Origin of the sequence: Hydrogenophaga sp. (genome assembly GCF_030373225.1) — a bacterium.
Lineage (GTDB): Bacteria > Pseudomonadota > Gammaproteobacteria > Burkholderiales > Burkholderiaceae_C > Hydrogenophaga.
Genome location: NZ_JAUCZG010000013.1, coordinates 44,098 through 70,051, shown reverse-complemented (window position 1 = coordinate 70,051; position 25,954 = coordinate 44,098). Strand labels below are relative to the sequence as shown.

The window sequence follows — 25,954 nt, the reverse complement described above, 5'->3', positions numbered from 1 at the left end:
TTTCAGCAGGCGATATCCCGTCCCCGCTTTCGCATTTCACGCACCCTCACGCGCCACGCCGACCCCGGCGCCCCTTGCAACGCCGACCAACGGCGTTTTTTTCCGCCACCCATGCCCGACTGGTTTTCTCACCTGCTGCAACTGCTGGCCTTGCCCGAATACGGACTGAGCACGGTGTTTGTGGTGGCCTTCGTCTCGGCCACGCTGTTGCCCATGGGCTCGGAGCCCGCGGTGTTCGGTCTCATCAAGCTCAACCCCGAACTCTTCTGGCCCGCCATCCTGGTGGCCACCGCCGGCAACACGCTGGGTGGCGCGTTGAGCTGGGCGATGGGCCTGGGCACGCACAAGGCGGTGGACCGCGCCCGAGGGCACCATGTCGATGTGCGCGCGCTGAAGTGGCTGGAGCGTTTCGGCCCCAAGGCCTGCCTGATGTCCTGGCTGCCGGTGGTGGGCGATCCGCTGTGTGCGGTGGCTGGCTGGATGAAGTTTCCGTTCTGGCCTTGCGTGGCCTACATGGCCATCGGCAAGTTCGCCCGCTACCTCACCATGACCGCGGCCTTGCTCTGGTTCTTTCCCGGCGCATTCAACGCATGAGCACCCTGGGTCCGGGTCTGCCACGCGCCCTGTGGGCCCTGATGGCGGGCAACTTCGTGATCGGCACCGGCGTGATGGTGGTGCCCGGCACGCTCAACGACATCAGCCAATCCCTGGGCGTGTCGATCCCGCAGGCGGGCCAGCTCATCACGGCGGCGGCCATTCTCATGGGCCTGGGCGCACCGGCCTTTGCGGGGCTGGTCGCGGGCTGGGACCGCCGGCGCCTGCTCACCCTCTCGCTGCTCTGGTACGGCCTGCTCACCGCCGCGTGTGCGCTGGCACCGAGCTACGCCAGCCTGCTGCCGTTGCGCGTGCTGGCCGTCATATCGCCCGCGGTGTTCACTCCGCAGGCCGCGGCCTGCGTGGGCCTGCTGGTGCGGCCCGACCAGCGCGGGCGCGCCATCACCTTCGTCTTCCTCGGCTGGTCGGTCGCCTCGGTCATGGGCATGCCCCTGTCGGCCTGGATCGGCGGTGAGCTGGGCTGGCGCTGGGCGTTCGGCCTGGTGGCACTGATGTCGCTGGCCAGCGCGCTGTGGGTCTGGCGCGAGATGCCCGACGGCATCAAGCCCGCCGCCTTGTCGCGTCAGGCCTGGCAGGCCACGCTGGGCTCGGCGCCGCTGATGCTGGCGGTGGGCGTGACGCTGCTCTCGGCCTTCGGCCAGTTCACGCTGTTCTCGTATTTCGCGCCCTACCTGTTCCAGACCCTGGGCCTGGGCGGCGGCGCCCTGTCGCTCATGTTCCTGTGGTTCGGTGCTTTTGGTCTGGCGGGCAACGTGGGCATGTCACGCTGGATCGACCGCATCGGTGCGGCGCGCGCCGTCTTCATCTCGCTCGGGCTGATCGTGCTGAGCCTGCTGCTGTGGCCGCTGGGGCAGGCAGGCGTGTGGCAGCAGGCGCTGGTGCTGGTGCCATGGGCACTGGGCTGCTTCGCGGTGAACTCGGCGCAGCAGGCCCGTCTGGTGCACATCTCACCCGCGCTGGCGCCGGCCACGGTAGCGCTCAACACCTCGGCCATGTACGCCGGTCAGGCCCTGGGCGCGGCCCTGGGCGGGTTGATGATCGCGCAAGGCCGCATGCTCAGCCTCAACCAGGTGGGTCTGGTGGTGCTGATGCTGGCGATGGGCCTGAGCGTGTGGGCCGCGCGGGCGCAGCCGGGCTCGCCCGATCAGAAACGCTCGTAAGGCAGCAGGTAGCGCCATTCGCCGACCGGCAGACCGGCCAGCGAAATGCGGCCCAGGCGCAGGCGGCGCAGGGCGGTGAGCTGCAGGCCGGCACGCTCGCACAGGTGGGCCACCTGGCCCGCCCGGTTGCCCTTGATGGCCAGGCGCAGGCGCAGTTCGCTCTGCCAGCTCGCGCGCGCCGAAGGCACGGCCCAGCCGTCGAAGAACAGCGCCTTGCCCAGGGACTTGAGCACCGCCTCGCGCCGGGCCTCGTCTTCGAGCCCGGGATCGGCGGCCACTTCGGCCAGCCACTCGTGCTCCAGCTGCGCTGCATCGTCGGTCATCTTGCGCGCCACACCCGGGTTCTGGGTGAACACCATCAGTCCGCTGGCCTTGGTGCCCAGCGGTGCCACCGGCAGCAGCTTGTGCCGGTGTGCCTTGAGCGGGCGCACTCCCGAGCGGTCACCCTTGAATCGGTTGGCGGTGCTGAACCATTTGTCGGCCAGCGCGTCCGGCAGCAGGGGCTCGTCGGGCAGCACCCGGTTGACCGGCTTGTGCCAGATCAGCGTCATCGACTCCAGCGGCTCCAGCCTGGCCTTCGGGTCCAGCAACACGGTCTGCTCGGGGCGCACCCGCTCCATGGGCTCCTCCACGACAACGCCGTCCACCCGCACCCAGCCCCCGGCGATGTAGCTCTCGGCGTCGCTGCGCGAGCACGGCAGCTGGGCGGCCAGTCGCTTGGCCAGGCGTTGTGCCTCGAGCTGGCCAGGTGGGTTCATGGCGGGGCTCAGCTGCTGAACAGGAAGTTCATCACGTCGCCGTCCTTGACAACGTAGTCCTTGCCTTCGGCGCGCATCTTGCCCGCGTCCTTGGCACCCTGTTCGCCCTTGAAGGCAACAAAGTCGTCAAACGCAATCGTCTGGGCACGGATGTAGCCCTTTTCGAAGTCGGTGTGGATCACGCCCGCGGCCTGCGGGCCGGTGTCGCCCACGTGGATGGTCCAGGCGCGCACTTCCTTCACGCCGGCGGTGAAATAGGTCTGCAAGCCGAGCAACTGATAGGCCGCGCGGATCAGCCGGTTCAGGCCGGGTTCGTCCTGGCCCAGCTCCTTGAGGAATTCGAGCCGGTCGGCGTCGTCCATCTCGGAGAGTTCAGCCTCGATCTTGGCGCAGATGGCCACCACGGGCGCGTTCTGCCTGGCGGCGAACGCGCGCAGGCGGTCGAGGTAGGGGTTGTTCTCGAAGCCGTCTTCCGACACGTTGGCCACGAACATCGCGGGCTTGGCGGTGATCAGGAAGAACTGCTTGAGTTGCGCCTGCTCTTCCTTGCTGAAGTCGATGCTGCGCACCGGCTGCGTGTTGTTGAGCGCGGCCTGGCACTTCTCGAGGATCGCCACCTGCTTGATCGATTCCTTGTCACCCGAGCGCGCGGTCTTGCTCACGCGGTGCAGCGCCTTTTCGACGGCGGCCAGGTCGGCCAGGCAGAGTTCGGTGAGGATGACCTCGATGTCGGCGATCGGATCGACCTTGTTGGCCACGTGGATCACGTTGTCGTCTTCGAAGCAGCGCACCACGTTGACGATGGCGTCGGTCTCCCGAATGTGGGCCAGGAACTTGTTGCCCAGGCCCTCACCGGTGCTGGCGCCGGCCACCAGGCCGGCGATGTCCACGAACTCCACGATCGCCGGCACCACACGCTCGGGCTCGACGATGGCGGCCAGTTGCGCCAGCCGCGGATCGGGCACCTCCACCACGCCGGTGTTGGGCTCGATGGTGCAGAAGGGGTAGTTCTCGGCCGCGATGCCGGCTTTGGTCAGCGCGTTGAAAAGGGTGGACTTGCCCACGTTGGGCAGGCCCACGATGCCGCATTGGAGGCTCATGGAAAACTTTCGGGACGGTCGGGGGAACCCGCGATTTTACGGGCGGGGCATGTTGTTGTCAGAAACGCCAATCGGCGTTGACGGTCTGGCCCACGCGCAGCACCTGCCCGTCGCCCTCGATCACGATGGCGTTCATGCCGAAGGTGACGGCGCCCTTCAGCCGCGGGTCTTGCCGGTAGGTCTGCAGCGTGTCGCCCACCACCGGGCTGGTCGTGGCCGTGGTCGGGTCGATGTCGGGGATGGGGCAGCGGGCGCAAGGCTTCACCGGTTCAATCACCGCCGTGCCGTCGTCGGTGCTGATGCGCATCGCACCCACGCGGTCCTCGTCGTGCGACTGCACGCCGCCGAGCACGATGTTGGGCCGGAAGCGGCGCATGTCCACCGGCTCGTGGCCTGCGGCGGTCAGCCGTTCATTGAGGTCGGCCAGCGAGGCGCTGCTGGTCACCAGCAAACCGAAACCGTCGGCGAACTGGGTGCCGGCTTCGCGACCACCGGTCCAGGCCGGGTCGCAAGGACGCTTCACCTCCGGGTTGAAACGCGCCAGTCGCAAGCGTTTCAGGTGGGCGGGCGCCTCTGGCCCCAGAAAATCGCTGAACCACTGCGCCGCCACGTCACCCATGTCGCAGGCCTCCACCGTGTCGTCCCACACCCGAACCGTCAGCGGCCCCTCGGCCACATCGAGCCCCAGGTGCAGGGACAGCATGCCTGGCGCGCGCAGCATCAGCTGGCCCATGCGAAACGACGGCTGGACCAGCGCCATGCGGGGCAGCTCGCGCTGACTGACGAATTCGCCCTCGCTGTCGACCACCATCCAGGCGCGGTCGTAGAGCAGGCCGGTGTCGGTCAGCTCGGCCTCGGGCAAGGAGATGCCGGCACACGACTTGACCGGGTAGACCCAGAGTTGTTCGATGGTGGCCTGCACATCGGCAGCGGAAGCTTGGGCTGGGTTCATGGCGGGGTGGCGGCAGGGTGGCGGGTGGAAAGTCGGGGCGCACGGCAGGGGTTTGCCGGGCGCGAGGCCCGGATTGTGCCCTGCTCCTAAAATCCCCCCATGAATGCAACACCCCCGCGAACCGGTACGGCCCGGCGTTTCGATGTCGCCGTTCAGGGAGCGGGCGTGGTGGGCCAGACACTGGCGCTGCTGCTGGCCCGCGATCGCCTGCGCGTGGCGCTGGTCGGCCATCCCCGCAGTGCGGACACACCCGATGTGCGGGCCTACGCCCTCAACAGCGCCTCTCGCGAACTGCTGCGCTCGGTGCGCGCCTGGCCAGAGACCGACGACAGCGGCCCGCAGCCCGGCACCATCACCCCGGTCAGCGCCATGCGCGTCTGGGGCGACGACGGCGGCGAGCTGGGCTTCACGGCCAGCGAGCAAGGCAGCGAGGCGCTCACCTGGATCGTGGATGTGCCCGCGCTGGAGCAGCGCCTGAACGACGCCGTGGGCTTTCAAGGCAGCATCGAACGCATGACCGCCACGCCCCCCGCAGCGCTGACGGTGGTCTGCGAAGGCAAGCGCAGCCAGACGCGCGAACAAGCGGGCCTGGGCTTCGACGTGCGTCCTTACCCCCACAAGGCGGTGGCTGCCCGGCTGCGCTGCGAGCTGCCGCACGGGGGCGTCGCGCGCCAGTGGTTCGCCCAGGGGGAAGTGATGGCCCTGCTGCCGCTGGGCGGCGCGCAAGGGAACTCCGTGGCCCTCGTGTGGTCAGTCGAGGCAGCCCGGGCCGACGCCTGGCTGCTCGCCGATCCTTCCGTCCTGGCCCAGGCGGTGCAGGCGCGCAGCGCCAACATCCTGGGCACCCTGCACATGGAAAGCTCCGCCCAGGCCTGGCCTCTCGAACTCTCGCTCGCACAACGCTGGATCGCCCGCACCGCCAGCGGGTGCATGGCGCTGGCCGGCGATGCGGCGCACGCCATGCACCCGCTCGCAGGCCAGGGTCTCAACGTGGGCCTGGCCGACGCGGCCGAGCTGGCCCGCGTGCTGCACGCGCGCGAGTACTGGCGCGAGCTCGGTGACATGAAACTGCTGCGCCGGTACGAGCGTGCCCGCGCTGCCGAAGTGGGCGCCATGGGCTGGGTCACCGACGGCCTGTTCGGTTTGTTCGCCCACGAAGACAGCCGCGTGCAGGCGCTGCGCAACTGGGGCCTGAACAGCTTCAACCGCAGCGGCCCCGTCAAGCGCTGGCTGGCGCGCCAGGCCATGGGCCAGACCACCTGACCCCTGCGCATTCCATTTTTCTCCCGATCGCCTCAGAGCACCCTTTATGAAATTCCTCAAGACCCTGTTGTTGCTGGCGCTGACCGCCCTGTCCCTGGGCGCGCAGGCGCAGGAAGCGACCATTCGCAAGAACCTCGCCGATCGCCTGCCCAACCTGCCCGCCATCGACGAGATCAGCAAGACGCCGATGCCTGGCGTCTTCGAGGTCCGCATCAACCAGAGCGACATCTTCTACACCGACGCCGACGGCAACTACCTGATCCAGGGCGTGCTGATCGACACCCGGGCCAGGGTCAACCTGACCGAGCAGCGCCTGGACAAACTCACCGCCATCGCGTTCAAGGACCTGCCGCTCAAGGACGCCTTCACCCTGGTGCGCGGCAACGGCAAGCGCAAGATGGCGGTGTTCGAGGACCCCAACTGCGGCTACTGCAAGCGACTGCACCAGGAGTTCGCCAAGCTCGACAACGTGACGGTCCATGTCTTCCTCATTCCGGTCCTCGGCCCGGATTCGGCCGAGAAGTCGCGTCGCGTCTGGTGTGCCAGGGACAAGGCCAGGACCTACAGCGACTGGATGGTCAACAACCAGCCGCCCCCCGCAGCCACCTGCGACACCGCCGCCATCGAACGCAACAGCCAGCTGGCCAGCAAGCACGGCATCAAGGGCACGCCCACCATGATCTTCGTCAATGACGCCCGGGTGCCGGGCTACATCACGGCCGAACGCATCGAGACCATGCTCAAGTGATGGCGCCCGGCATGCCTGTCTCGGACAGCGGCGGCAAGCCCCTGGAGCAGCCGTACATCCACAACCTGGGCTACGCCGGCCTGATCCCGCTGGTGGGTCTGGCACTGCTGGTCTGGCTGGTTGAGCCGGGCCTGCAGGCCTGGGTGGCACTGGCACTGGCCTCCTACGCCGCCCTCATCACCTCCTTTCTGGGCGGCATCCACTGGGGCATCGGCTGGAGCCGGCTGGCCCGGGCACCGGATGCCCAGGTGCATTTCCTGTGGGGCGTCGTGCCCTCGCTGCTCGCCTGGCCCGGCCTGCTGATGCCGCCCCATGCGGGGCTGGCCTGGCTGGGGCTGGTGCTGATCGTCTGTTACCTGGTGGACCGCAAGCTCTACGCCCAGGCCGGGCTCGGGGGCTGGCTCAAGCTGCGTTTTCGTCTCTCGGCGGTTGCCGCGCTGAGCTGTTTCATCGGCGCAGGAGCCCTCTGATGCCCAAACGTCCCCTCGCCCCCCTCGGCGTTCGCTTCACTGTCTCGGTCAAGGACGCCAACGCACACCTCTTCGCCGTCACCCTGCTCATCGAGCAGCCGGCACGGAACCAGCGCGTGGCGCTGCCGGTGTGGATCCCGGGCAGCTACCTGGTGCGTGAGTTTTCACAGCACCTGCAGAACCTGCAAGCCTGGCAGGACGGCCAGCCGGTGACGATCAAACAGCTCGACAAGAACCACTGGCAGGTTGACGCGGTCGCCGGCCAGGCGCTGGAACTGCAATACGAGGTGTACGCGTTCGACGCCTCGGTGCGCACCGCCTTCCTGGACAGCACGCGCGGCTTCTTCAATGCGACCAGCATGTGCCTGCGCGTGGCCGGCCAGGAAGACCAGGCCCATGCGCTCGAGATCGTGGCCGGGGACGACACCGACGGCTGGAACGTGGTCACCGGCTTGCCCGCCCACAGCGTGGATGCCGCCGGCTACGGCCACTACCGCGCGGCCGACTACGACGAGCTGGCCGACTGCCCAGTCGAGATGGGCCGGTTCTGGAACGGGCATTTCAGCGCCGGTGGCGTGGAACACCGCTTCGTGATCAGCGGCGCAGGTGCCTGGCTCGATGGTGAACGGCTGATGGACGACACGCGGCGCATCTGCGAGACGCAGATCGCGTTCTGGCATGGCGACGGAGCGCCTCCGTTTTCCAGCTACGTCTTCATGTTGCACGCCAGCGCCGACGGCTACGGTGGGCTCGAGCACCGCAATTCGACTGCGCTGATCTGCCAGCGCGCCGACCTGCCGCGCTTGCGTCCATCCAGCAACGACAAGCCCGCGGCACTCAAGGCCACCGACGGCTACACCACGCTGCTGGGTCTGATCAGCCATGAGTATTTCCACACCTGGAACGTCAAGCGGCTGCGTCCGGCCGAGTTCAAACGCTTCGACTACGACGCCGAGAACTACACCGAGCTGCTCTGGTTCTTCGAGGGCTTCACCAGTTACTACGACGACCTGATGCTGCGTCGCGCCGGCCTCATCGACGACGCGACCTTCCTGCAGCTGGTTGCCAAGACCATCAACCAGGTGCAGCAAACGCCGGGGCGCCATGTGCAAAGCGTTGCGCAGGCCAGCTTCGATGCCTGGGTGAAGTACTACCGCATGCACGAGAACACCCCGAACGCGACGGTGAGCTACTACACCAAAGGCTCGCTGGTGGCGCTGTGCCTGGACCTCACGTTGCGCGCCGAAGGCCACACCACGCTGGATGCGGTGATGCGCGAACTCTGGCAGCGCTGCAAGGGAGGTCCGCTGCGCGAGGTCGACCTGCTGCGCGCGCTCAAGCGCCTGGGCCAGCGCAGTTTCGACGGCGAAATCGCGGCCTGGGTGCACAGCACGGCCGACCTGCCGTTGATCGACCTGCTGCAAGGCCGCGGCGCCAAGCTCACGCACGAGAAAGCGCCGCTGGCCCAGCAGCTCGGCCTGCGCGTGACGGAGTCGGGCGGCAGCGTGCAGGTCAAGACGGTGCTGCGCGGAGGTGCTGCCGAAGCAGCCGGGCTGGCAGCGGGGGACGAGTGGCTCGGACTCGAACTGGCCGCGGTGCGCCGTGGTGGTTCGCCCGAGGCCTGGCGGATCCACAAGCTCGACGATGTGCAGATGCTGCGCGGTCAGCGCACGCGAATCACGGCGCTGGTCTCGCGCGACAACCGCCTGCTGAAATGCCCGATGGACTGGCCAACAGAGAGTCAGGCCGTGAAGCTGGGTGTGGCCGACGCCGCGCGCCTGGGCACCTGGTTGTCCGACTGAACGCCCGGCGCCTCAGACCTTGGGCAGGCGCCCGGCGATCTCGTCGTCGAACTGCTGCACCGCGCCTGGCCCCTTGAAGCTCTTGAGGCCGTCCCGGATGCGGGGCAGCGCTGCCTGCAGGTCGGCCGGTGTCTTGCAGCCCTCGGCGCGGATCGCCAGCGTTTCACCCATGGGGCCGAGCTGGTCGTTGATGAAACGCACCACCTGACGGCGGGCCTCGCTGAACGGCAACGTGGCCGCCACCGGGGCGGCCAGCTGCTCCGGCTGGGCGTTCCCGGGCTGCAGCGTGGGCGGTGCCGACACCGCAGCGGGCGCGGGTGCTGCTGCCACAAGCACCTTGGGCAATCCATCGGCGCCGACCATCTCGACCCAGCCGGCGGACATCAACTCCTGCAGCGAGGCCACGGCCGTGGCCTCCGAACCCGTCAGTTTCTCGAACTCGGCGAGGTTGCGCTTGCCGTCCACCATGATGAGCAAGGCGCGCAGGCGCGGCCCCAGCCCGGCCGGCCGGGTGGTGAGCGCTTCGCGCCCAGCCGCCGTCTTGCCAAACAATGTGTTTTTGTCCATGTCTTCCCCAACTGTGGGGGGTAATGTAGGACACACCATCGGTGCCCGGCTAGGGGTTTCCACTCCGGCGGGTGCGTTTTGCCACACCGACGGGACCCATCCGTGGGCATTCGCAGACACTCACGCCGTGCGCGAGCGCAGATCCACCACCCGCCTGGCCTTGCCCTGGCTGCGTTCCACGCCGCCTTCAGGCTTGAGTTCCACCGCCACGCTGCTGCCCACATACACCTTGATCTCGTGCTGCAGCTGCTTGGCCGCAGCCCGGGCCTCGATGCTTTCGGGCGACAGGCCGGGGCGCGTCTCGACGACCACACTCAGATTGTCCATAGGCCCTTCGCGGGTCAGCACGCACTGGTAATGCGCACTGAGTTCCGGCCGCTTGAGGATCAACTCCTCGATCTGCGTGGGGAACACATTGACGCCGCGCACGATCATCATGTCGTCGCTGCGACCGGTGATCTTTTCCATGCGGCGCATGGTGCGCGCGCTGCCTGGCAGCAGGCGGGTGAGGTCGCGCGTGCGGTAGCGGATGATCGGCAACGCTTCCTTGGTCAGGCTGGTGAACACCAGCTCGCCCCGCTCGCCGTCGGCCACCGGCTCGCCGGTTTCCGGGTCGATGATTTCGGGATAGAAGTGGTCTTCCCAGATGGTCGGCCCGTCCTTGGTCTCCACGCACTCGTTGGCCACGCCCGGACCCATCACTTCCGACAGGCCGTAGATGTCCACCGCGTCGATGCCCATGCGCGCCTCGATCGCCACCCGCATGTCGTTGGTCCAGGGTTCGGCGCCGAAGATGCCGATGCGCATGCTGCTGTCGCGCGGGTCGATGCCCTGGCGCTCGAACTCGTCGGCGATTGCCAGCATGTAGCTCGGTGTGACCATGATGATGTCGGGCCGGAAGTCCTGGATCAGCTGCACCTGGCGCTCGGTCTGGCCACCACCGAAGGGCACCACCGTGAGGCCCAGTTTTTCGGCGCCGTAGTGCGCGCCCAGGCCGCCGGTGAACAGGCCATAGCCGTAGCTCACATGCACCAGATCGCCCGGGCGCGCGCCGCTGGCCCGGATGCTGCGCGCCACCACCGTGGCCCAGGTGTCGATGTCCTTGAGCGTGTAGCCCACCACCGTGGGCTTGCCCGTGGTGCCGCTGCTGGCGTGGATGCGCGCGCACTGCTCGCGCGGCACGGCGAACATGCCGAAGGGGTAACTGTCGCGAAGGTCTTTCTTGGTGGTGAACGGAAACTTCGCCAGGTCGGCCAGGCTGCGGCAATCGTCCGGATGCACACCCGCCGCGTCGAACTTGGCACGGTAGACGGATGAGTGGGCATACGCGTGGCGCAGCGTGGCCTGCAGACGCTTGAGCTGCAGGGCGCGCAGTTCGTCCACGCTGGCCTTCTCGATCGGCTCCAGGGCAAAGGCTTTCATGCTGCTCCTTCTTCCGGGAACACCGTCCCGGCAATCTGCGCGCTCTTGCCGCGGAACATGGCCACCGTCTCGCCGCGCTGGTTGCTCACCCGCATGTCGTAGATGCCGTGGCGGCCCGAGAGGGTCTGCTCCACACCCTCGCAGGTGAGCACGTCGCCCGCGTGGGCCGGCCGCAGGAACTCGATGCTGCAGCCGGCGGCCACGGCGTTCTTGTTGTGGCTGTTGCAGGCAAACGCAAAGGTGGAGTCGGCCAGCGTGAAGATGAAGCCGCCGTGGCAGATCTGGTGCCCGTTGAGGTGCAGCGGCTGCACCCGCATGCGAAGGGTCGCGCGGCCCGGCTCGCAGCTGAGCAGCTCCATGCCCATGGTGTCCTTGCTCGCGGTGTCGACCGAGAACATCGCCTCGCCCACCCGGATGGCACGTTCGTGAGGCGTCATCATCATTCGCCCCTGAACCGGGCCGGGCGTTTCTCGCGAAACGCCATCACGCCTTCGATGTAGTCGTGCGTGCGGCCCAGGGCCGACTGCGTGTCGCGCTCGACATCGAGTTGCTGGCTCAGGGTGCGGGTGGAGGCGTCGCGCAACAGGGAGCGCGTGGCCACCAGCGCCCGGGTGGGCATGGCGGCGAGCCGCTGTGCCAGGGTCAGCGAAGCACCGACGCAGTCTTCGCTCACGTCCCAGATCATTCCCCACTCCCTGGCCTGCGCGGCGGGCAGCTTGTCGCCGGTCATGGCCAGTGCCATGGCGCGCGCCAGGCCCAGGCGCTCCACCAGCAGCCAGCTGCCGCCCGCATCGGGCACCAGGCCGATCTTGCTGAAGGCCTGGATGAAACTCGCCCCCGGCGCCGCGATCGCGATGTCGCAGCACATGGCCACCGAAGCGCCCGCGCCCGCTGCCACGCCGTTGACCGCGGCGATGCTGGGCATGCGCAACGCCTGCAGGCGCCGCGCCGTGGGATTGAAGGCCTGGTCGATCACCGGGCCCGGATCGGCGCGTTGCACCAGATCGGGTCCGGGTTCGAAGTCGAATTCGGCCAGGTCGGCGCCGGCACAGAAACCGCGACCGGCCCCGGTGAGCACGAGGGCCCGCACCGCCGGGTTGGCTTCGGCCTGGTCCAGAGCGCTCCACAGATCGTGGTGCATCTGGCGCGTGAAGCTGTTGAGCGCCTCGGGCCGGTTGAGCGTGACCAGGGCCACGGCCCCGCGCTCTTCATACAAGACGGTGGCATCTGACATGGCGGGCGGTCTCCTCGGCGGGCGGTGGGTATTCGGTGGGCATCGTCGGCGCTGGAATTTACCATTAACCAACCACTCGGTCGGCTAATATTTTCCCTCGGTACCGGCCGCTATAGTGGACAGCTTTCCAGCCCCAACGACACCCGAGGAGACCCCATGACCACCACCAGCGCGCCCGAATGCATCACCGTCCGAACCGAGGGCCGGGTCGGCATCGTCACGCTCAACCGGCCCAAACAACTCAATGCGCTGAACAACCAGCTGATGGACGAGCTCGGCACCGCACTCAAGGCCTTCGATGCCGACGAAGACATCGGCTGCATGATCCTCACCGGCAGCGAGAAGGCGTTTGCCGCCGGTGCCGACATCGGCGCCATGGCCACTTACACCTTCGCCGACGTCTACAAGGGCGACTACATCACCCGCAACTGGGAAACCATCCGCAGCATCCGCAAACCCGTGATCGGCGCCGTCAGCGGCTTCGCGCTGGGCGGCGGCTGCGAGCTGGCGATGATGTGCGACTTCATCATCGCCGCCGACAACGCGAAGTTCGGCCAGCCCGAGATCAAGCTGGGCATCATTCCCGGCGCCGGCGGCACGCAGCGGCTGCCGCGCGCGGTGGGCAAGTCCAAGGCCATGGACATGGTGCTCACCGCCCGCATGATGGACGCCGCAGAAGCCGAACGCGCGGGCCTGGTGAGCCGCGTGGTGCCGCTGGAAAAACTCATGGACGAGGCCCTCGGCGCCGCCCTCACCATCTGCGGCTTCTCGCTGCCCAGCGTGATGGCGGCGAAGGAAGCGGTCAACCGCTCGTTCGAAGGCAGCCTGTCCGATGGTGTGATGTTCGAGCGGCGCATCTTCCATGCGCTGTTCGCCACCGCCGACCAGAAAGAAGGCATGGATGCCTTCGTGAACAAGCGCAAGGCCGAGTTCAAACACCGTTGAATGGCACAGCGCCAACGTGGGGGATGCACATGCTGTAACAGGTCGGCGCTGCGCGCAAGCGTATAACCGGACGCACGCAGCAGTACACCGAAAGGCAACACTTCGGGTGCCGCGTGACCAGGCCTTCGGCCCGTGTCCCCTTCACAACCCAGGAAATCCCATGACCACACGCAGACGCTTTTTGATGATGGTGCCCGTGAGCGGCGCCGTGCTTGCGGCCGCCTGCTCCAAGCAGGAAGAACCCACCGCCGCCGCGCCGGCTCCAGCACCCGCCCCGGCGCCGGCCGAACCACCAGCCGCCGCAGCGCCGGCACCCGCCGCACCGGCAGAGGCGCCTGTGGCCGCCGGCCCGATGGTGGAAGCCACCGATCCCACCGCCGTGGCACTGGGCTATGTGGCGATGGCTGCCAACGTCGACAAGGCCAAGTACCCCAATTTTGCGGACGGCAGCAATTGCGCCAACTGCGCGCTCTACCAGGGTGCCGCAGGCGCTGAAGCGGGCCCGTGTCCGCTGTTCGCAGGCAAGCAGGTGGCCGCCGCCGGCTGGTGCGCGTCCTGGGTGAAGAAGGCGACCTGAGTGCCCGGGTCCGAGGCGCGCTGCGCCCGGGCCGGGCAGCGAATTGGGCTACAATGCCGACCGCGTTGGTGATATAGCTCAGTTGGTTAGAGCGCAGCATTCATAATGCTGATGTCGGTGGTTCAAGTCCACCTATCACCACCAACCATTCAAGAAGCGGGCTCTGGCAACAGGGCCCGCTTTTTTCATGCTCGCCAGCCGTGGCGGCTCCTCTCGACGACGCTTCATGGCCATCAAGTCCACCATCTTCAAGGCGAACCTGCAGATCGCCGACATCGACCACGGCTACTACGCCGACCATGCGCTCACGCTCGCCCGCCACCCCAGCGAAACCGACGAACGCATGATGGTGCGCCTGGTGGCCCTGGCCATCCATGCGCACGAATTGCAGGACACCTGCCGCGGCGACGGCACGCTGGCCTTCGGCACCGGCCTGTCCGATCCGGACGACCCGGACGTGTCGCTGACCGATTTCACCGGCCGCAAACGCCTGTGGATCGAGGTTGGACAGCCCGAAGACAAGCCGCTGGCCAAGGCTTGCAGCAAGGCCGATGCGGTGGTGCTCTACGCCTTCGGCAGCGCGGCCGATGTGTGGTGGCGCGGCATCGCGACCAAGCTCACCCGGCTCGACCGGCTCCAGGTGTGGCGCCTGCCGACCGAGGTGGCCCCGGCGCTCGCCCAGATGGCCGAGCGCAGCATGCAACTGCAGGCCACCGTGCAGGAGGGCGTGCTCACGCTGTCCGGTGAACGCGGCAGCGTGGCGGTCGAGCCCATCCGCTGGAAGTGACCGCACCCGCCGGGGTCAGGTCAGCCAGAGCGCCCGGTAACGGCCATCGGCGTCGTGGTCCCGGGTCTGTTTCTCCAGGTTGAACCGCCGGCCGCCACGCGGGTCGGTGCCGCGCCCGGCAATGTAGAGCCAGTTGCCCTGGTTGCTGTGCACATCAAAGTCCACCAGCCGCGACTCGAACCAGGCCGCACCGGCGCGCCAGTCGCAGGCCAGGTCGTGGATCAGGTAACTGGCCACCACCTGGCGCAGGCGGTTCGACAGGTAGCCGGTGGCGAGGAGCTCGCGCATGCCGGCGTCCACCAGCGGCTCGCCGGTTTCGCCCCGGCACCAGCGCCCGAACGCGGCTGCCTCATGGGGCGGTGCGGGCAGATCGCTCAATCCCCGCGCGCGGTACAGCGCGCGGCCGTGGCGCAGGTGCAGCAGGCGGAAGTGTTCGCGCCAGAGCAGCTCGAACACGATCCAGCGGCTGCCATCGCTGGCGCCCACCCGGGTTTCGTGCGTGTGCAGCGCGGCATGGATCTGGCGCGCAGACAGGGCACCGCAAGCCAGCCATGGAGAGAACTTGGTGGAATAGTCGGTGCCGCTGAGCTGGTTGCGCGTGGCCTTGTACTGCCGGGCCAGCGGACCGTCGAAGTAACGCTGCAGGTGCGCCAGGCCGGCCGACTCGCCACCGGAAAAGGCGGCACGCGAACAAGGGAACGAAGACCTCGGGTCGTCCACCGGGCGGGGCACACCTGGCGGCGGCATGGACGGGGCGTCGGGTGCGGGCGGCATGTGCGCGGGGACCGGCACCACCGCGGGCACCCGAACCCCGGCGTGCTCCACCGCCTGCCGGAAGGCGGTGAAGACGTCGGGCACCTGGTGCGCGGCAAAAGGCAGATCGGTCCGGTCAAACAGCCCCGACTGATCCCGGGTGTGCACCGTCACGCCGGCCGCGCGCAGCGCCCGCACCTCGTCCAGTTCTTCGGGTGCCGCAATGTCTTCGGTCACCACGCGGTCGATCTGCCACGCCTGCACCAGCACCGCCAGCTGCTCGCTGGCGCGACCCCTCACCTGAACCAGCCGACTGCCCCTGGTCTCCAATCGGGCGGCCAGATCGGCCATCGCGTCGGACACGAAGTGCTGGCGGTGCAGACCGCGACGCACGAAGCCCCACCGCGTGAGTGCGTCCTGTGCCGGGTCGTGACAAACCACCGGCAGCACGGCGCTGGATGCCGCGCAGGCCTCGGCCAGGGCCGGGTTGTCGCCCAGCCGCAGGTCGTTGCGGAACCAGTAGAGCGTGCGTGCACCCGGCGCAAGGGTCGAGGCTTCAGTGGTCACTGCGGCTGTGCTCGACCCAGATCAGTTCGTTGGTGTCCACCCCGAGCGCGAGGGCCTGCGCCACCAGCCGTTCACGCACGCCCGCCGGCAGCTGTTTTTCGCGCGCCAGGATCCACAGGTAATCGGTGTTGGGGCCGATCACCATCGCCCAGCGGTAGTCCGGGTCGAGCGCGATCACGTGGTAACCGCCAAAGAATGGTCCGAAGAACGACACCTTGAGCGACGCGGTGTTGCTGTCGCCGGTGAACAGCGCGCGGCCCACCGCTTCCTGCCATTCGCCCTTGGCGGCGTCATGGCCGCGGTTGATCACCGCCACGCTGCCATCGGCCTCCAGCCGGTAGGTGGCGTTCACGTCGCTCAGGCCACGCTCGAAGCTGTGGTCGAGTCGGGCGATCTCGAACCACTTGCCGGCATAGCGCTTCACGTCGAAGGGGCTCACCACGGCCACACCGTCGGGTGGTGCGGTGCAGGCGTTGAGCAGGGGCAGCGCGGCCAGGCAGAGCAACCATCCGGCGCGGTGCCACCAGTGTTGCCGGGATCGGGAAGGCGTTGCGGTCATGAAGGACTTTCCGGGTGACGTGGACAGTTTTCATTCTGCGCCGTACATTGAAAAAGCCGGCCCGCAGGGCCAATCCTCCGACACCCAGCGCCGTCATCCGCACCATCCCATGTCCATGTTCAACCAGTTGCCCGGTTTCGTGCGCACGCCCGCCGGGCTGGAGCGCGTGATCCTGCGCCGCATGCCGCGCGCCTTCCTGCTCAGTGCCTTGTTGCCGGCCCTGGCAGCGCTCGCGGCGCGCTGGTTTTCCTGGAGCGGCAGCGAGGCGGTGGTGGCTTCCAGCATCCAGATGGTGGACATCGTGGCGATCGCCGTGGTGCTGCTGCTCTGGACCTTGCTGCTCACCCTGGCCATCGGCGCCTTCATCGTGATGGTGATGAAAGGCCCTGCCTACGTGGCCGACGGGTACCCGCTGGTGGAGTCGGACCGGCCGCTGGACGGTCCGCGCAGGCCCTGAGGCCATGGCAGTGGCGGGGGCGTGAGACAATCGCGACCGCCTCGCCACCGGCCTGTTGAACGGGCCCACGGCCCCTTCAACAGCCTCTGGACACACACCATGAACCGCTGCCGATCCTTCTTCCGCATGGGCGCCGTCGCGGCGCTGCTGAGCGCCCTGTCCCTGTCGGCCCAGGCCCAGTCGGGCACGCGCGACTTTCCCGCCAAGGCCCTGCGCGGCACCCTGGTGGTGGTGCAGCCCCCGAACGTGACCATGGACGACCGCGCCACCCGGCTCTCGCCCGGGGCACGCATCTACAACACCAACAACTCGCTGGTGATGTCGTCCTCGCTGCTGAACAAGGAAGTGGTCGTCAACTACACCGTGGACCTGCGCGACCAGATCCAGAACGTGTGGATCCTCACCGAGGCCGAGGCCAGGGAAAAACGCGCCGGTTTCGGCGTGCAGCGCAACTTCGTGTTCGAGTCGATGCAGACCCGACCGGCCGGCACGTCCAACTGACGACGCCGCGCCGCAGGCCCCGCTGGCCCGCGGCTGAACCCCGACATTCCCCATCCGCGCCCAGCGCCGGCACCGGCTCGTTGACGCCCGGGCCACAGGAGCATCCCATGAGCAAAAAAGTTTTCATCAAGACCTTCGGCTGCCAGATGAACGAGTACGACTCGGACAAGATGGCCGACGTGATGCAGGCGGCACAAGGCTACGAACCCACGCAGGACGTCGAAGAAGCCGACCTGATCCTCTTCAACACCTGCTCGGTGCGGGAGAAGGCGCAGGAGAAGGTGTTCAGCGACCTCGGGCGCGTGAAGCACCTGAAGGAAAAAGGTGTGCTGATCGGCGTGGGCGGATGCGTGGCGAGCCAGGAAGGCGCCGACATCATCAAGCGCGCGCCCTATGTGGACGTGGTGTTCGGTCCCCAGACATTGCACCGCCTGCCCGAGCTGCTGGACCGGCGCGCGCGCCTGGCGGTGCCGCAGGTGGACATCAGCTTCCCCGAGATCGAGAAGTTCGATCACCTGCCCCCGGCCAAGGTCGACGGTGGCGCGGCCTATGTCTCCATCATGGAGGGCTGCTCCAAGTACTGCAGCTATTGCGTGGTGCCCTACACCCGGGGCGAAGAGGTCAGCCGCCCGTTCGACGACGTGCTGGTGGAAGTCGCGGGCCTGGCCGACCAGGGCGTCAAGGAGGTCACGCTGCTGGGCCAGAACGTCAACGCCTACCGGGGTGCGATGGGTGACAGCGGCGAGATCGCCGACTTTGCGCTGCTGCTGGAATACGTGGCCGACATCCCCGGCATCGAGCGCCTTCGCTTCACCACCAGCCACCCCAACGAGTTCACGCCGCGCCTGATCGAGGCCTACGCGAAGATTCCCAAACTCGTGAACCACCTGCACCTGCCGGTGCAGCACGGCAGCGACCGCATCCTCATGGCGATGAAGCGCGGCTACACCGCCATGGAGTTCAAGAGCACGGTGCGCAAGCTGCGCGCGATCCGGCCCGAGCTGGTCATGAGCAGCGACTTCATCGTCGGCTTCCCCGGCGAGACCGCCGAAGACTTCGACAAGATGATGAAGCTCATCGCCGACGTGGGCTTCGACACCAGCTTCAGCTTCATCTTCAGCCCGCGCCCGGGCACGCCCGCGGCCAACCTGACCGACGACACGCCCTACGCCGTGAAGCTGCAGCGCCTGCAGCACCTGCAGGCCACGATCGAAGAGAACGTGCGCCGCATCAGTGCCAGCCGCGAAGGCACAGTGCAGCGCATCCTGGTCGAAGGCGCTTCGCGCCGCTCCAGCGCCGATGTGCCCGAGCTCACCGGTCGCACCGAGTGCAACCGCATCGTCAACTTCCCCGGCGGCCCGCTGGCCGGGCGCCTGGTGGGCCAGATGGTCGATGTGCGCATCACGGAGGCCCGGCCGCATTCCCTCAGGGCCGAGGTGTTGACGTCCGAGTCAGCGCCGGGCGCCTGAGTGCAGCAACGTCCGTGAAGTCACTGCGTTTCTCGTTTCCCCAGCTGCTGCTGGTGGCTTTCCTGCTGATCGGCCTGCTGCTGGGCGCGGCCGCCTTGCGCGCGCTGTTCTCGCTCGAGGCCCTGATGACCCAGAGCCGCGAGAGCGCGGCGCAGGCCATTGCACTGTCGACCGCGGCCCAGTCCCTGTCCGAGCGCAGCCTGACCATGGAGCGTGCGGCGCGCCAGTCGCTCGTGCTGCGCGACGCCCAGTTGCGCCAACGCTTCACCGAAGCGGCGGGCAACGCGCGCGACATCCTCAAGCGCCTCGAGGACAACGAACTGCCGCCCGAGTTCGCCGCCAACTGGCGCGAGCAACTGGCGGTCATCACCGAGCTGATCGACGGCCCGCCCGAGACGGCACTGGACCGTGAACGTCAGGTCGCGCGGGCCTTCCGCGAGATCGACGGCCACAGCGCCTCGATCGCGCAGAAGGTGCAGTCCATCATCGGCACGCGCAACGAGGCGCTGCAGGCCCGCTTCGAAACCAGCCGCCAGCAACTCACCCAGCAGGTGCTGGGTTCGATCTTTGTGGCGGCGGTGATGGCGCTGGGTTTCGGCGTGTGGCTGGCACGCCCGTTCAAGCGCATCGAACGGGCCATACAGGGCCTGGGCGAAAACCGGCTCGACGTGCCGATCGACATCGCGGGCCCGGCCGACGTGCGCCGCGTGAGTCAGCAGCTGGACTGGCTGCGTTTGCGCCTGACCGAACTCGATGCCGACAAGGCCCGCTTCCTGCGCCACATCTCGCACGAACTCAAGACGCCGCTGGCCTCGCTGCACGAGGGTGTGGCGGTGCTCGGCGATGGCGTGGCCGGCGCACTCAATCCCAGCCAGGCCGAGGTGGTCAACATCCTGCAGCACAACACCCTGATGCTGCAGCACCAGATCGAGGCCTTGCTGCGCTTCAATGCGGCCGCCTTCGAGGCGCGCCAGCTCAAGCGCGAGCGCACCGACCTCATGCGCGTGGTGGAAGACCAGATCGATGCCCAGCGACTGCACTGGCAGGGGCAGGGGCTGGTGGTGCGCGCCGAAGGCGTTTCGGTGACCCTGCCGATCGACCGCGAGAAGATCGCCTCGGCGGTGGGCAACCTGCTCTCCAACGCCATCCGTTTTTCGCCACAGGGCGGCGTGATCCGGCTGGTGCTGCTGGACCTGCCCGGGCGTGCCAGCCTGGACATCATCGACCAGGGGCCCGGCGTGGCAGACGCCGATCGCGACCGCATCTTCGAACCCTTTTACCGCGGTGAGCGTCAACCGCAGGGCGCCGTGCGAGGCACCGGCATCGGGCTGTCGATCGTGCACGAGTACATTGTTGCCCACGGTGGCCGCATCGAGCTGCTGCCCCAGCGCCAGGGCGCCCATTTCCGTATCGAACTTCCCCATGCGAACTAGTCTTTCTGCCGCAGCCATCGCGTTCCTGCTGAGCGCCTGCGGCACCACGCCGGCGCCCCAACCGCCGGCTGCGCCCACCCCGCCGGCGCCCTCCGTGGCCAGCCCGCCCGCCCCGGCGCCCCAGGCCTTGGTGGTCACGCCGGTGCAGGCACCGGCGGCCCCGCTGCCCGAGGCCCTCAACACCCAGGCACCGCCGCAACCGGACACGGTCACCGCCTTGCTGACCTACGCGGAGCGGCTGCGAGGGCTCAGCCCGGGCGAACTCGCCGCCGAAATCGCCTTGCAGGGCGATCCGGGCCTGGCGCCGCTGCGCCAGATGCAGCTGGCCCTGGCCCTGATGCACTCCCACCAGGCGGTGGACACAGCGCGATCGCTGGGCCTGCTGCAACGGGTGCTGGGCTCCGCCGCACCCGAGGCCACACCACTCAAGCCACTGGCCCGCCTGCTGGCCCAGCGCTTGCTGGAGCAGCGCCGGCTGGAGGACACGGCCGAGCGCCAGGGCCAGCAGTTGCGCGACAACCAGCGCCGCATCGAACAGCTCACCGAGCGTCTGGAGGCCATGCGCGCCATCGAACGCAGCCTGACCACCCGCCCGCCCGCAGCGCCCAACAGCACCCGTCCGGCGCCATGAGCGACACGTCCAGCCTTGCAGCGCCGCGCGCCCGTCTGCTGGTCGTCGACGACGACGCCGACATGCTGCGCCTGCTGGCGATGCGCCTGGGCTCGGCCGGCTACCAGGTGACCTCGGTCGGGTCGGCCGAAGCCGCGCTCGGCCAGCTCGACATCGAGCGACCGCAGCTCGTGCTCTCCGACGTGCGCCTGCCGGGCAAGGACGGCCTGGCCCTGTTCGACGAGATCCGCAAGCGCCACCCCTCCTTGCCCGTGATCCTGCTCACCGCGCACGGCACCATTCCGGACGCGGTGGAGGCCACGGCGCGGGGTGTCTTCACCTACCTCACCAAACCCTACGACGCCAAAGAGCTGCTGGAGAAGATCGCCCAGGCGCTGGCCCTGGGAGCCCCGGCCAGCGACAGCACGCGCGTCGACGAGGTCTGGCGCAACGAGATCGTGAGCCGCTCCAACCGCATGGCCGACCTGCTGGCCGAGGCCCGCATGGTGGCGCAGTCCGACGCCAGCGTGCTGCTGCGCGGCGACTCGGGCACCGGCAAGGAAATGCTGGCGCGCGCCATCCACCGGGCCAGCCCGCGCGCCTCCCGGCCCTTCATTGCGGTCAACTGCGGTGCGATCCCCGAGGCCCTGCTCGAATCCGAGCTGTTCGGCCACATGAAGGGCGCGTTCACCGATGCCGTGGCCAACCACAAGGGCCTGTTCCAGGCGGCCGACGGCGGCACGCTGCTGCTCGACGAGATCGGTGACATGCCGCCGGCGCTGCAGGTGAAGCTGCTGCGCGTGCTGCAGGAGCGCGCGGTGCGCCCGCTGGGGTCGAGCCAGTCCTTGCCGGTGGACGTGCGCATCATCTCGGCCACCCACCGCAACCTCGAAGAGGCCATGGCCACGACGCAGTTCCGCGAAGACCTGTACTACCGGCTCAACGTGGTCACGCTGACCCTGCCCACGCTGGCCGAGCGCCGCGAGGACATCCCGCTGCTGGCCAACCACTTCCTGGCGAAACTGGCGGCCAAGTACGGCAAACGCAGTTCGGGCTTCGCGCCCGAGGCACTGAAGGCCCTGACCATGTCGGCCTGGCCGGGCAATGTGCGCCAGCTCTACAACGTGGTCGAGCAGGTCTGCGCGCTGTCCACCACACCGCTGGTGTCGCTGGCGCTGGTGCAACGGGCATTGCGCACACCGTCGGTGGAGGTGCTGAGCTTTGCCGACGCCAAGCAGCGCTTCGAGCGCGAGTACCTGGTGGGCCTGCTGAAGATGACCGATGGCAACGTGGCCGATGCCGCCCGCCTGGCGCAGCGCAACCGCACCGAGTTCTACCGCCTGCTGCAGAAACACGCGCTCACGCCGGGGCTCTTCAAGAGCGACAGCCCGCCAGGTTCTTCGGGTATTCCCGGAGACGCTGTCGCTGATGAGTGACAGCCTCAAAACGTTGATCTGATTGGTTTTTTCCGGTTGCGCGAACTGGGCTGTCGCCGTTTGGCGACAAAACCCGGGCGTTTCGACCGCCCTGGGCGGCCAGACGGCGGCCAGGTTGGAACGGTTCGATCCAAGCCATTGATTCAGCTGGGTTTTTTCAACCTGGCACAGGGTTTGCCCTTAACCAGGCATGCCCGACCAAATCCGCCCGTTTCAAGCCCTGCGGCGCCACCGCGCCTGGGTCGTGCTGGGCGCCCTCGTGGCCTCGCTGTGCGGGGCGTCAGCCCAGGCCCAGCGCCTCGACTGGGACAGCCTGACCGAGTTGGCCCGGACCCGCTCCGTCGAGCCCGTGCGCGCAAACAGCGACAAGCTGCCCGCCGAACTGGCCGGCATCACCTACGACCAGCTGCGCGACATCCGTTTCAAACCCGCCCAGTCCGTCTGGCGCGCTGCAGCCCTGCCTTTCGAGGTCCAGTTTTTCCACCTCGGCCTGTACCAGCGGGATCCGGTGCGCATCCACGAACTCCTGCCCGATGGCCGGGTGAACCACCTGCCCTACCGCAGCACCGACTTCGACGTCGGCAGGAACCGCTTCGACCCCGCGGCCTGGGGCGACCTGGGCCATGCCGGTTTCCGCCTGCACTACCCGCTCAACGGCCAGGCCTACAAGGACGAGCTGGTGGTTTTCCAGGGCGCGAGCTACTTCCGTGCGCTCGGCGCCGGCCAGCAGTACGGCCTGTCGGCGCGCGGCCTGGCGATCGACACCGTGGGCGGCAGCGGCGAGGAGTTCCCGCGCTTCACCGAGTTCTGGCTGCAGCGTCCCGCCGCAGACGCCACCGAGGTCACCGTGCTGGCCCTGCTGGAGTCGCCGCGCGCCACCGGTGCCTACCGCTTCGTGATCCGCCCCGGCCGGCAAACCACGACCACGGTGACCGCACGCATCTTTTTGCGCCCTGGCGCCGCGGCGGTGAACACATTGGGCATCGCACCGCTGACCAGCATGTTCCTCTCGGGCGAAAACCAGCCCGTGGCCGGCGACTTCCGACCCGAGGTGCACGACTCCGATGGCCTGATGATGGTGACCGGCGACGGCGAGTGGCTGTGGCGCCCGCTGCAGCGCCCCAAGGCCGCCACGGTCAGCTCGTTCGCCATGCAGAACCCGCGCGGCTTCGGCCTGATGCAGCGCGACCGCAGTTTCGCCAGCTACGAAGACGTCGAAGCCCGCTACGAGCGCCGCCCCAGCGCATGGATCCAGCCGCTGGGCGACTGGGGCCCGGGTCGCGTCGAACTGGTGCAGCTGTCCGCGCCCGATGAGACGCACGACAACATCGTCGCCTACTGGGTGCCGGCCGCCCTGCCCGCGCCCGGCCAGCCGCTCGAAGTGGCCTACCAGCTGGCCTGGCAGGGCGACGACCAGCAGCGTCCGCCATCGAGCTGGGTCACCCAGAGCCGCCGTGGTCACGGCTACACCCGCCTCAGCGCTGACGAGCAAGCCCGCCAGCCGCAGTACGTGATCGATTTCACCGGCCCCGCGCTGGACGCGCTGCCTGCCGGCGCCACGGTCAAGGCCGTGGTGAGCGCCAGCGCCAACGGACGCGTGGTCGAAACCCTGGCCTACCCCAACCCTGCCACGCGCACCTGGCGCGTGACCCTGCGCGTCGAGCGCGCCGACGCCACGCAGCCCGTGGAATTGCGCGCCTTCCTCCAGCACAACAACAACACCGTGAGCGAAACATGGACACACCTGCTGCTACCCGAATGACCACGTCCACGAACCCCACCCCGGCCCTGCGCAGCACCCTGCGTGAAGAGCGCCACCCCAACGCCGTCACCGCACCACCGGTCAACCGCGGCTCCATGGTGCCGCGCCCCTGGCGCGGTTTCTGGAACAGCATCGGCACCGCGCTGCTGAGCGCGGCCGGCCGGGTGCTGCCGCCGTACGAAGAGTCGGTGCAAGCCCCTGCCAAACCCGGTCTGGAAGCCTGGGAACGCGCTGCGAACCGCCGGCGTCTGGTGTTCGTGCTGCTGACCGTGCTCACCACCGGCCTGGCCGCCAGCCTGTTTTCGCGTGCACAGCCCGCCCACGACAACGTGTGGCTGCAACACGGCCAGCTCGCGCTGTTCGTGGTGCTGTCGGCCTGGGTCGTGACCGGCTTCGTGACCGCGCTCATGGGCTTCTGGGTGTCGCTGCGCGGTGACGCCCACACCCTCTCGGCCGCCGCGGTGCGCCACCACCCCATGAACCCCGACGCACGAACGGCCATCATCATGCCGATCTGCAACGAGGACGTGGCCACCGTGTTCGCCGGACTTCGCGCCACCTGCGAGTCGCTTGCCGCCACCGGCCATGCGCGCCAGTTCGACGTGTTCGTGCTCTCCGACAGCCACGACCCGGCGATCGCCGCGGCTGAAAGATCGGCCTGGGAAGACCTGCGCGCCGCACTCGCTGCCCAGCCCGACCTGCCGCAGATCGAGGTGTATTACCGCCTGCGCACGCGACGCAGCCACCGCAAGGCCGGCAACGTGGCCGACTTCTGCCGCCGCTGGGGCAAGGACTACCGATACATGGTCGTGCTCGACGCCGACAGCGTCATGAGCGGCAGCTGCATCGTCTCCATGGTCAAGCTGATGGAAGCCAACCCGAAGGCAGGCATCGTGCAGACCGCCACCCAGGCCATCGGCCACGCCACGCTGCATGCGCGCGCGCAGCAGTTCGGCTCGCGCGTGACGGGCCGCCTGTTCACGCTGGGCATGCAGTTCTGGCAGCTCGGCGAGTCGCACTACTGGGGCCACAACGCCATCATCCGCGTCGAACCCTTCATGCAGCACTGCGCGCTGGCGCCCATCAAGGGCTCGGGCGGCATGGCCGGCGGCATCATGTCGCACGACTTCGTCGAGGCCGCGCTGATGCGCCGTGCGGGCTTCCAGGTGTGGCTGGTCTCCGACCTCACCGGCAGCTACGAGCAGCAGCCACCCGACCTGCTCAGCGAACTGCAGCGCGACCGCCGCTGGTGCCAGGGCAACCTGCAGAACTCGCGCCTGATGGCCGAGCCCGGCATCCACCGCGTGCACCGCACCATGTTCGCCATCGGCGCCATGTCCTACATTTCCGCACCGCTGTGGCTGGCCTTCCTCACCATCGGCACCAGCCTGTGGGTCGCCCATGCCGACACCTTCTCGATCTGGCACGCCGTGCCGCAGGAGCTGCGCGGTCTGTGGGCCTGGACCCTGTCGATGCTTTTCCTGCCGCGCATCCTCGGCCTGGCCGCGGTCTTCATGAAAGGCGAGCAGAAGTCCTTTGGTGGCGCACGCGCCCTGCTGGGCAGCGCGGTGGTGGAAACCGTCATGGCCTTGTTGCAGGCACCGATCCGCATGCTGGCGCACTCGTTGTTCGTGCTGGTGGCCGTCACCGGCCTGAAGCTGGAATGGAAGTCGCCGCCGCGCGAAGCGGCCGGCGTGACCTGGCGCGACGCCGCTGCCCGCCTCGCACCGATGTCCTTCGTCATCGGCCTGCTCGGTCTGGGCGTGGCCGCCATCAACGTGGAAGCGCTGATCTGGCTGGCCCCGGTGGCCCTGCCGTTGCTGCTGTCGGTACCGCTGACCGTGGCCACCAGCCACGTCGACCTGGGTGTGTGGATGCGTTCGCGCGGTGTCTTGCTGATCCCCGAAGAGTCGTGGTCACCGGCGGTGCTGCGCCGTGCCTGGCGGCACGCGAGCAGTCTGGTGCTCAAGGCGGCCTGAAGCCGGCCCTCGCAATCGAAAGGCCCGA

25 protein-coding genes, 1 tRNA gene and 1 pseudogene are annotated in these 25,954 nt (G+C 68.3%); 18 read left to right on the top strand and 9 right to left on the bottom strand.

The features are described from left to right. Window positions 1-111 precede the first annotated feature (111 nt). Both QUV35_RS09485 and QUV35_RS09480 read left to right on the top strand, forming a co-directional pair. Window positions 112-594: a YqaA family protein gene (locus QUV35_RS09485; protein WP_300873055.1), complete on the top strand. Its 483-nt coding sequence runs from the start codon at window positions 112-114 to the stop codon at window positions 592-594. Beyond that, entirely contained in the window at window positions 591-1,775 is a 1,185-nt protein-coding gene (locus QUV35_RS09480) for an MFS transporter (RefSeq protein ID WP_300873053.1), read from the top strand. The genes QUV35_RS09485 and QUV35_RS09480 overlap by 4 nt, the downstream gene beginning before the upstream one ends. Here QUV35_RS09480 and QUV35_RS09475 read toward each other — a convergent pair. The 3 genes from QUV35_RS09475 to QUV35_RS09465 are packed head-to-tail and all read right to left on the bottom strand — an operon-like array spanning window position 1,760 to window position 4,585. Beyond that, the gene (locus tag QUV35_RS09475) at window positions 1,760-2,533 is read right to left on the bottom strand and encodes an RNA pseudouridine synthase (RefSeq protein WP_300873051.1); all 774 of its coding nucleotides are present in this window, start codon (window positions 2,531-2,533) and stop codon (window positions 1,760-1,762) included. The genes QUV35_RS09480 and QUV35_RS09475 overlap by 16 nt on opposite strands. 8 nt (window positions 2,534-2,541) lie before the next feature. Next, on the bottom strand, window positions 2,542-3,633 hold the full coding sequence (gene ychF, locus QUV35_RS09470; RefSeq protein WP_300873049.1) for a redox-regulated ATPase YchF: 1,092 nt from the start codon (window positions 3,631-3,633) through the stop codon (window positions 2,542-2,544). A gap of 58 nt (window positions 3,634-3,691) precedes the next feature. Further along, complete coding sequence (locus tag QUV35_RS09465) at window positions 3,692-4,585, bottom strand: MOSC N-terminal beta barrel domain-containing protein (protein ID WP_300873047.1); 894 nt, start codon at window positions 4,583-4,585, stop codon at window positions 3,692-3,694. Between the two features lie 99 nt (window positions 4,586-4,684). Here QUV35_RS09465 and QUV35_RS09460 point away from each other — a divergent pair, with 99 nt between their 5' ends. Genes QUV35_RS09460 through QUV35_RS09445 form a run of 4 tightly spaced genes read left to right on the top strand, consistent with a single transcriptional unit; the run spans window position 4,685 to window position 8,868 of the window. Further along, window positions 4,685-5,848 (top strand): FAD-dependent monooxygenase, encoded by a 1,164-nt coding sequence (locus tag QUV35_RS09460; RefSeq protein ID WP_300873045.1) that lies wholly within the window; start codon window positions 4,685-4,687, stop codon window positions 5,846-5,848. A 46-nt stretch (window positions 5,849-5,894) separates the two neighbouring features. Next, complete coding sequence (locus tag QUV35_RS09455; protein ID WP_300873043.1) at window positions 5,895-6,596, top strand: DsbC family protein; 702 nt, start codon at window positions 5,895-5,897, stop codon at window positions 6,594-6,596. 11 nt (window positions 6,597-6,607) lie between these two features. After that, window positions 6,608-7,066 (top strand): DUF3429 domain-containing protein, encoded by a 459-nt coding sequence (locus QUV35_RS09450; protein WP_300873041.1) that lies wholly within the window; start codon window positions 6,608-6,610, stop codon window positions 7,064-7,066. Beyond that, on the top strand, window positions 7,066-8,868 hold the full coding sequence (locus QUV35_RS09445) for a peptidase M61 (protein ID WP_300873039.1): 1,803 nt from the start codon (window positions 7,066-7,068) through the stop codon (window positions 8,866-8,868). Before QUV35_RS09450 ends, QUV35_RS09445 begins: the two co-directional genes overlap by 1 nt. 12 nt (window positions 8,869-8,880) lie before the next feature. Here the strand turns inward: QUV35_RS09445 and QUV35_RS09440 are convergent, their stop codons facing one another. The 4 genes from QUV35_RS09440 to QUV35_RS09425 all read right to left on the bottom strand — a co-directional run bounded on the left by QUV35_RS09440 (window position 8,881) and on the right by QUV35_RS09425 (window position 12,091). Next, complete coding sequence (locus QUV35_RS09440) at window positions 8,881-9,435, bottom strand: hypothetical protein (RefSeq protein ID WP_300873037.1); 555 nt, start codon at window positions 9,433-9,435, stop codon at window positions 8,881-8,883. Window positions 9,436-9,555: 120 nt separating this feature from the next. Further along, window positions 9,556-10,857, bottom strand: a complete 1,302-nt coding sequence (paaK, locus tag QUV35_RS09435; protein WP_300873035.1) for a phenylacetate--CoA ligase PaaK — start codon at window positions 10,855-10,857, stop codon at window positions 9,556-9,558. After that, complete coding sequence (gene paaI, locus QUV35_RS09430) at window positions 10,854-11,294, bottom strand: hydroxyphenylacetyl-CoA thioesterase PaaI (RefSeq protein ID WP_300873113.1); 441 nt, start codon at window positions 11,292-11,294, stop codon at window positions 10,854-10,856. Before paaI ends, paaK begins: the two co-directional genes overlap by 4 nt. Before the next feature lie 2 nt (window positions 11,295-11,296). Next, window positions 11,297-12,091, bottom strand: coding sequence for an enoyl-CoA hydratase-related protein (locus QUV35_RS09425; RefSeq protein ID WP_300873033.1), 795 nt, complete (start codon window positions 12,089-12,091; stop codon window positions 11,297-11,299). A gap of 156 nt (window positions 12,092-12,247) precedes the next feature. Here QUV35_RS09425 and QUV35_RS09420 point away from each other — a divergent pair, with 156 nt between their 5' ends. The 4 genes and pseudogenes from QUV35_RS09420 to QUV35_RS09405 all read left to right on the top strand — a co-directional run bounded on the left by QUV35_RS09420 (window position 12,248) and on the right by QUV35_RS09405 (window position 14,400). After that, window positions 12,248-13,036, top strand: a complete 789-nt coding sequence (locus QUV35_RS09420) for an enoyl-CoA hydratase (protein ID WP_300873031.1) — start codon at window positions 12,248-12,250, stop codon at window positions 13,034-13,036. A gap of 340 nt (window positions 13,037-13,376) precedes the next feature. Then, a pseudogene (locus QUV35_RS09415) lies at window positions 13,377-13,613 on the top strand (high-potential iron-sulfur protein); the annotation flags it as partial. A 67-nt stretch (window positions 13,614-13,680) separates the two neighbouring features. Further along, window positions 13,681-13,757, top strand: a tRNA-Met gene (locus QUV35_RS09410). Window positions 13,758-13,839: 82 nt separating this feature from the next. Then, window positions 13,840-14,400, top strand: a complete 561-nt coding sequence (locus tag QUV35_RS09405; protein ID WP_300873111.1) for a YaeQ family protein — start codon at window positions 13,840-13,842, stop codon at window positions 14,398-14,400. Between the two features lie 15 nt (window positions 14,401-14,415). Here the strand turns inward: QUV35_RS09405 and QUV35_RS09400 are convergent, their stop codons facing one another. Both QUV35_RS09400 and QUV35_RS09395 read right to left on the bottom strand, forming a co-directional pair. Then, the gene (locus QUV35_RS09400; protein ID WP_300873028.1) at window positions 14,416-15,720 is read right to left on the bottom strand and encodes a DASH family cryptochrome; all 1,305 of its coding nucleotides are present in this window, start codon (window positions 15,718-15,720) and stop codon (window positions 14,416-14,418) included. Then, window positions 15,710-16,279: a lipocalin family protein gene (locus QUV35_RS09395; protein WP_300873026.1), complete on the bottom strand. Its 570-nt coding sequence runs from the start codon at window positions 16,277-16,279 to the stop codon at window positions 15,710-15,712. The genes QUV35_RS09400 and QUV35_RS09395 overlap by 11 nt, the downstream gene beginning before the upstream one ends. A 109-nt stretch (window positions 16,280-16,388) precedes the next feature. Here QUV35_RS09395 and QUV35_RS09390 point away from each other — a divergent pair, with 109 nt between their 5' ends. From QUV35_RS09390 to mdoH, 8 genes are all read left to right on the top strand, one after another. Next, on the top strand, window positions 16,389-16,736 hold the full coding sequence (locus QUV35_RS09390; protein WP_300873024.1) for a hypothetical protein: 348 nt from the start codon (window positions 16,389-16,391) through the stop codon (window positions 16,734-16,736). Between the two features lie 99 nt (window positions 16,737-16,835). Further along, the gene (locus tag QUV35_RS09385; protein ID WP_300873022.1) at window positions 16,836-17,237 is read left to right on the top strand and encodes a hypothetical protein; all 402 of its coding nucleotides are present in this window, start codon (window positions 16,836-16,838) and stop codon (window positions 17,235-17,237) included. A 107-nt stretch (window positions 17,238-17,344) separates the two neighbouring features. After that, window positions 17,345-18,706 (top strand): tRNA (N6-isopentenyl adenosine(37)-C2)-methylthiotransferase MiaB, encoded by a 1,362-nt coding sequence (miaB, locus tag QUV35_RS09380; protein ID WP_300873020.1) that lies wholly within the window; start codon window positions 17,345-17,347, stop codon window positions 18,704-18,706. Window positions 18,707-18,720: 14 nt separating this feature from the next. Further along, complete coding sequence (locus tag QUV35_RS09375; protein WP_300873019.1) at window positions 18,721-20,139, top strand: ATP-binding protein; 1,419 nt, start codon at window positions 18,721-18,723, stop codon at window positions 20,137-20,139. Then, complete coding sequence (locus QUV35_RS09370) at window positions 20,129-20,770, top strand: hypothetical protein (protein WP_300873017.1); 642 nt, start codon at window positions 20,129-20,131, stop codon at window positions 20,768-20,770. The genes QUV35_RS09375 and QUV35_RS09370 overlap by 11 nt, the downstream gene beginning before the upstream one ends. Beyond that, window positions 20,767-22,185 (top strand): sigma 54-interacting transcriptional regulator, encoded by a 1,419-nt coding sequence (locus QUV35_RS09365; protein WP_300873015.1) that lies wholly within the window; start codon window positions 20,767-20,769, stop codon window positions 22,183-22,185. The genes QUV35_RS09370 and QUV35_RS09365 overlap by 4 nt, the downstream gene beginning before the upstream one ends. 190 nt (window positions 22,186-22,375) lie before the next feature. Continuing rightward, entirely contained in the window at window positions 22,376-23,947 is a 1,572-nt protein-coding gene (locus tag QUV35_RS09360) for a glucan biosynthesis protein G (RefSeq protein ID WP_300873012.1), read from the top strand. Beyond that, a complete protein-coding gene (gene mdoH / locus QUV35_RS09355; protein ID WP_300873011.1) occupies window positions 23,944-25,926 on the top strand; it encodes a glucans biosynthesis glucosyltransferase MdoH in 1,983 nt (660 codons plus the stop codon). The genes QUV35_RS09360 and mdoH overlap by 4 nt, the downstream gene beginning before the upstream one ends. Window positions 25,927-25,954: the final 28 nt, after the last annotated feature.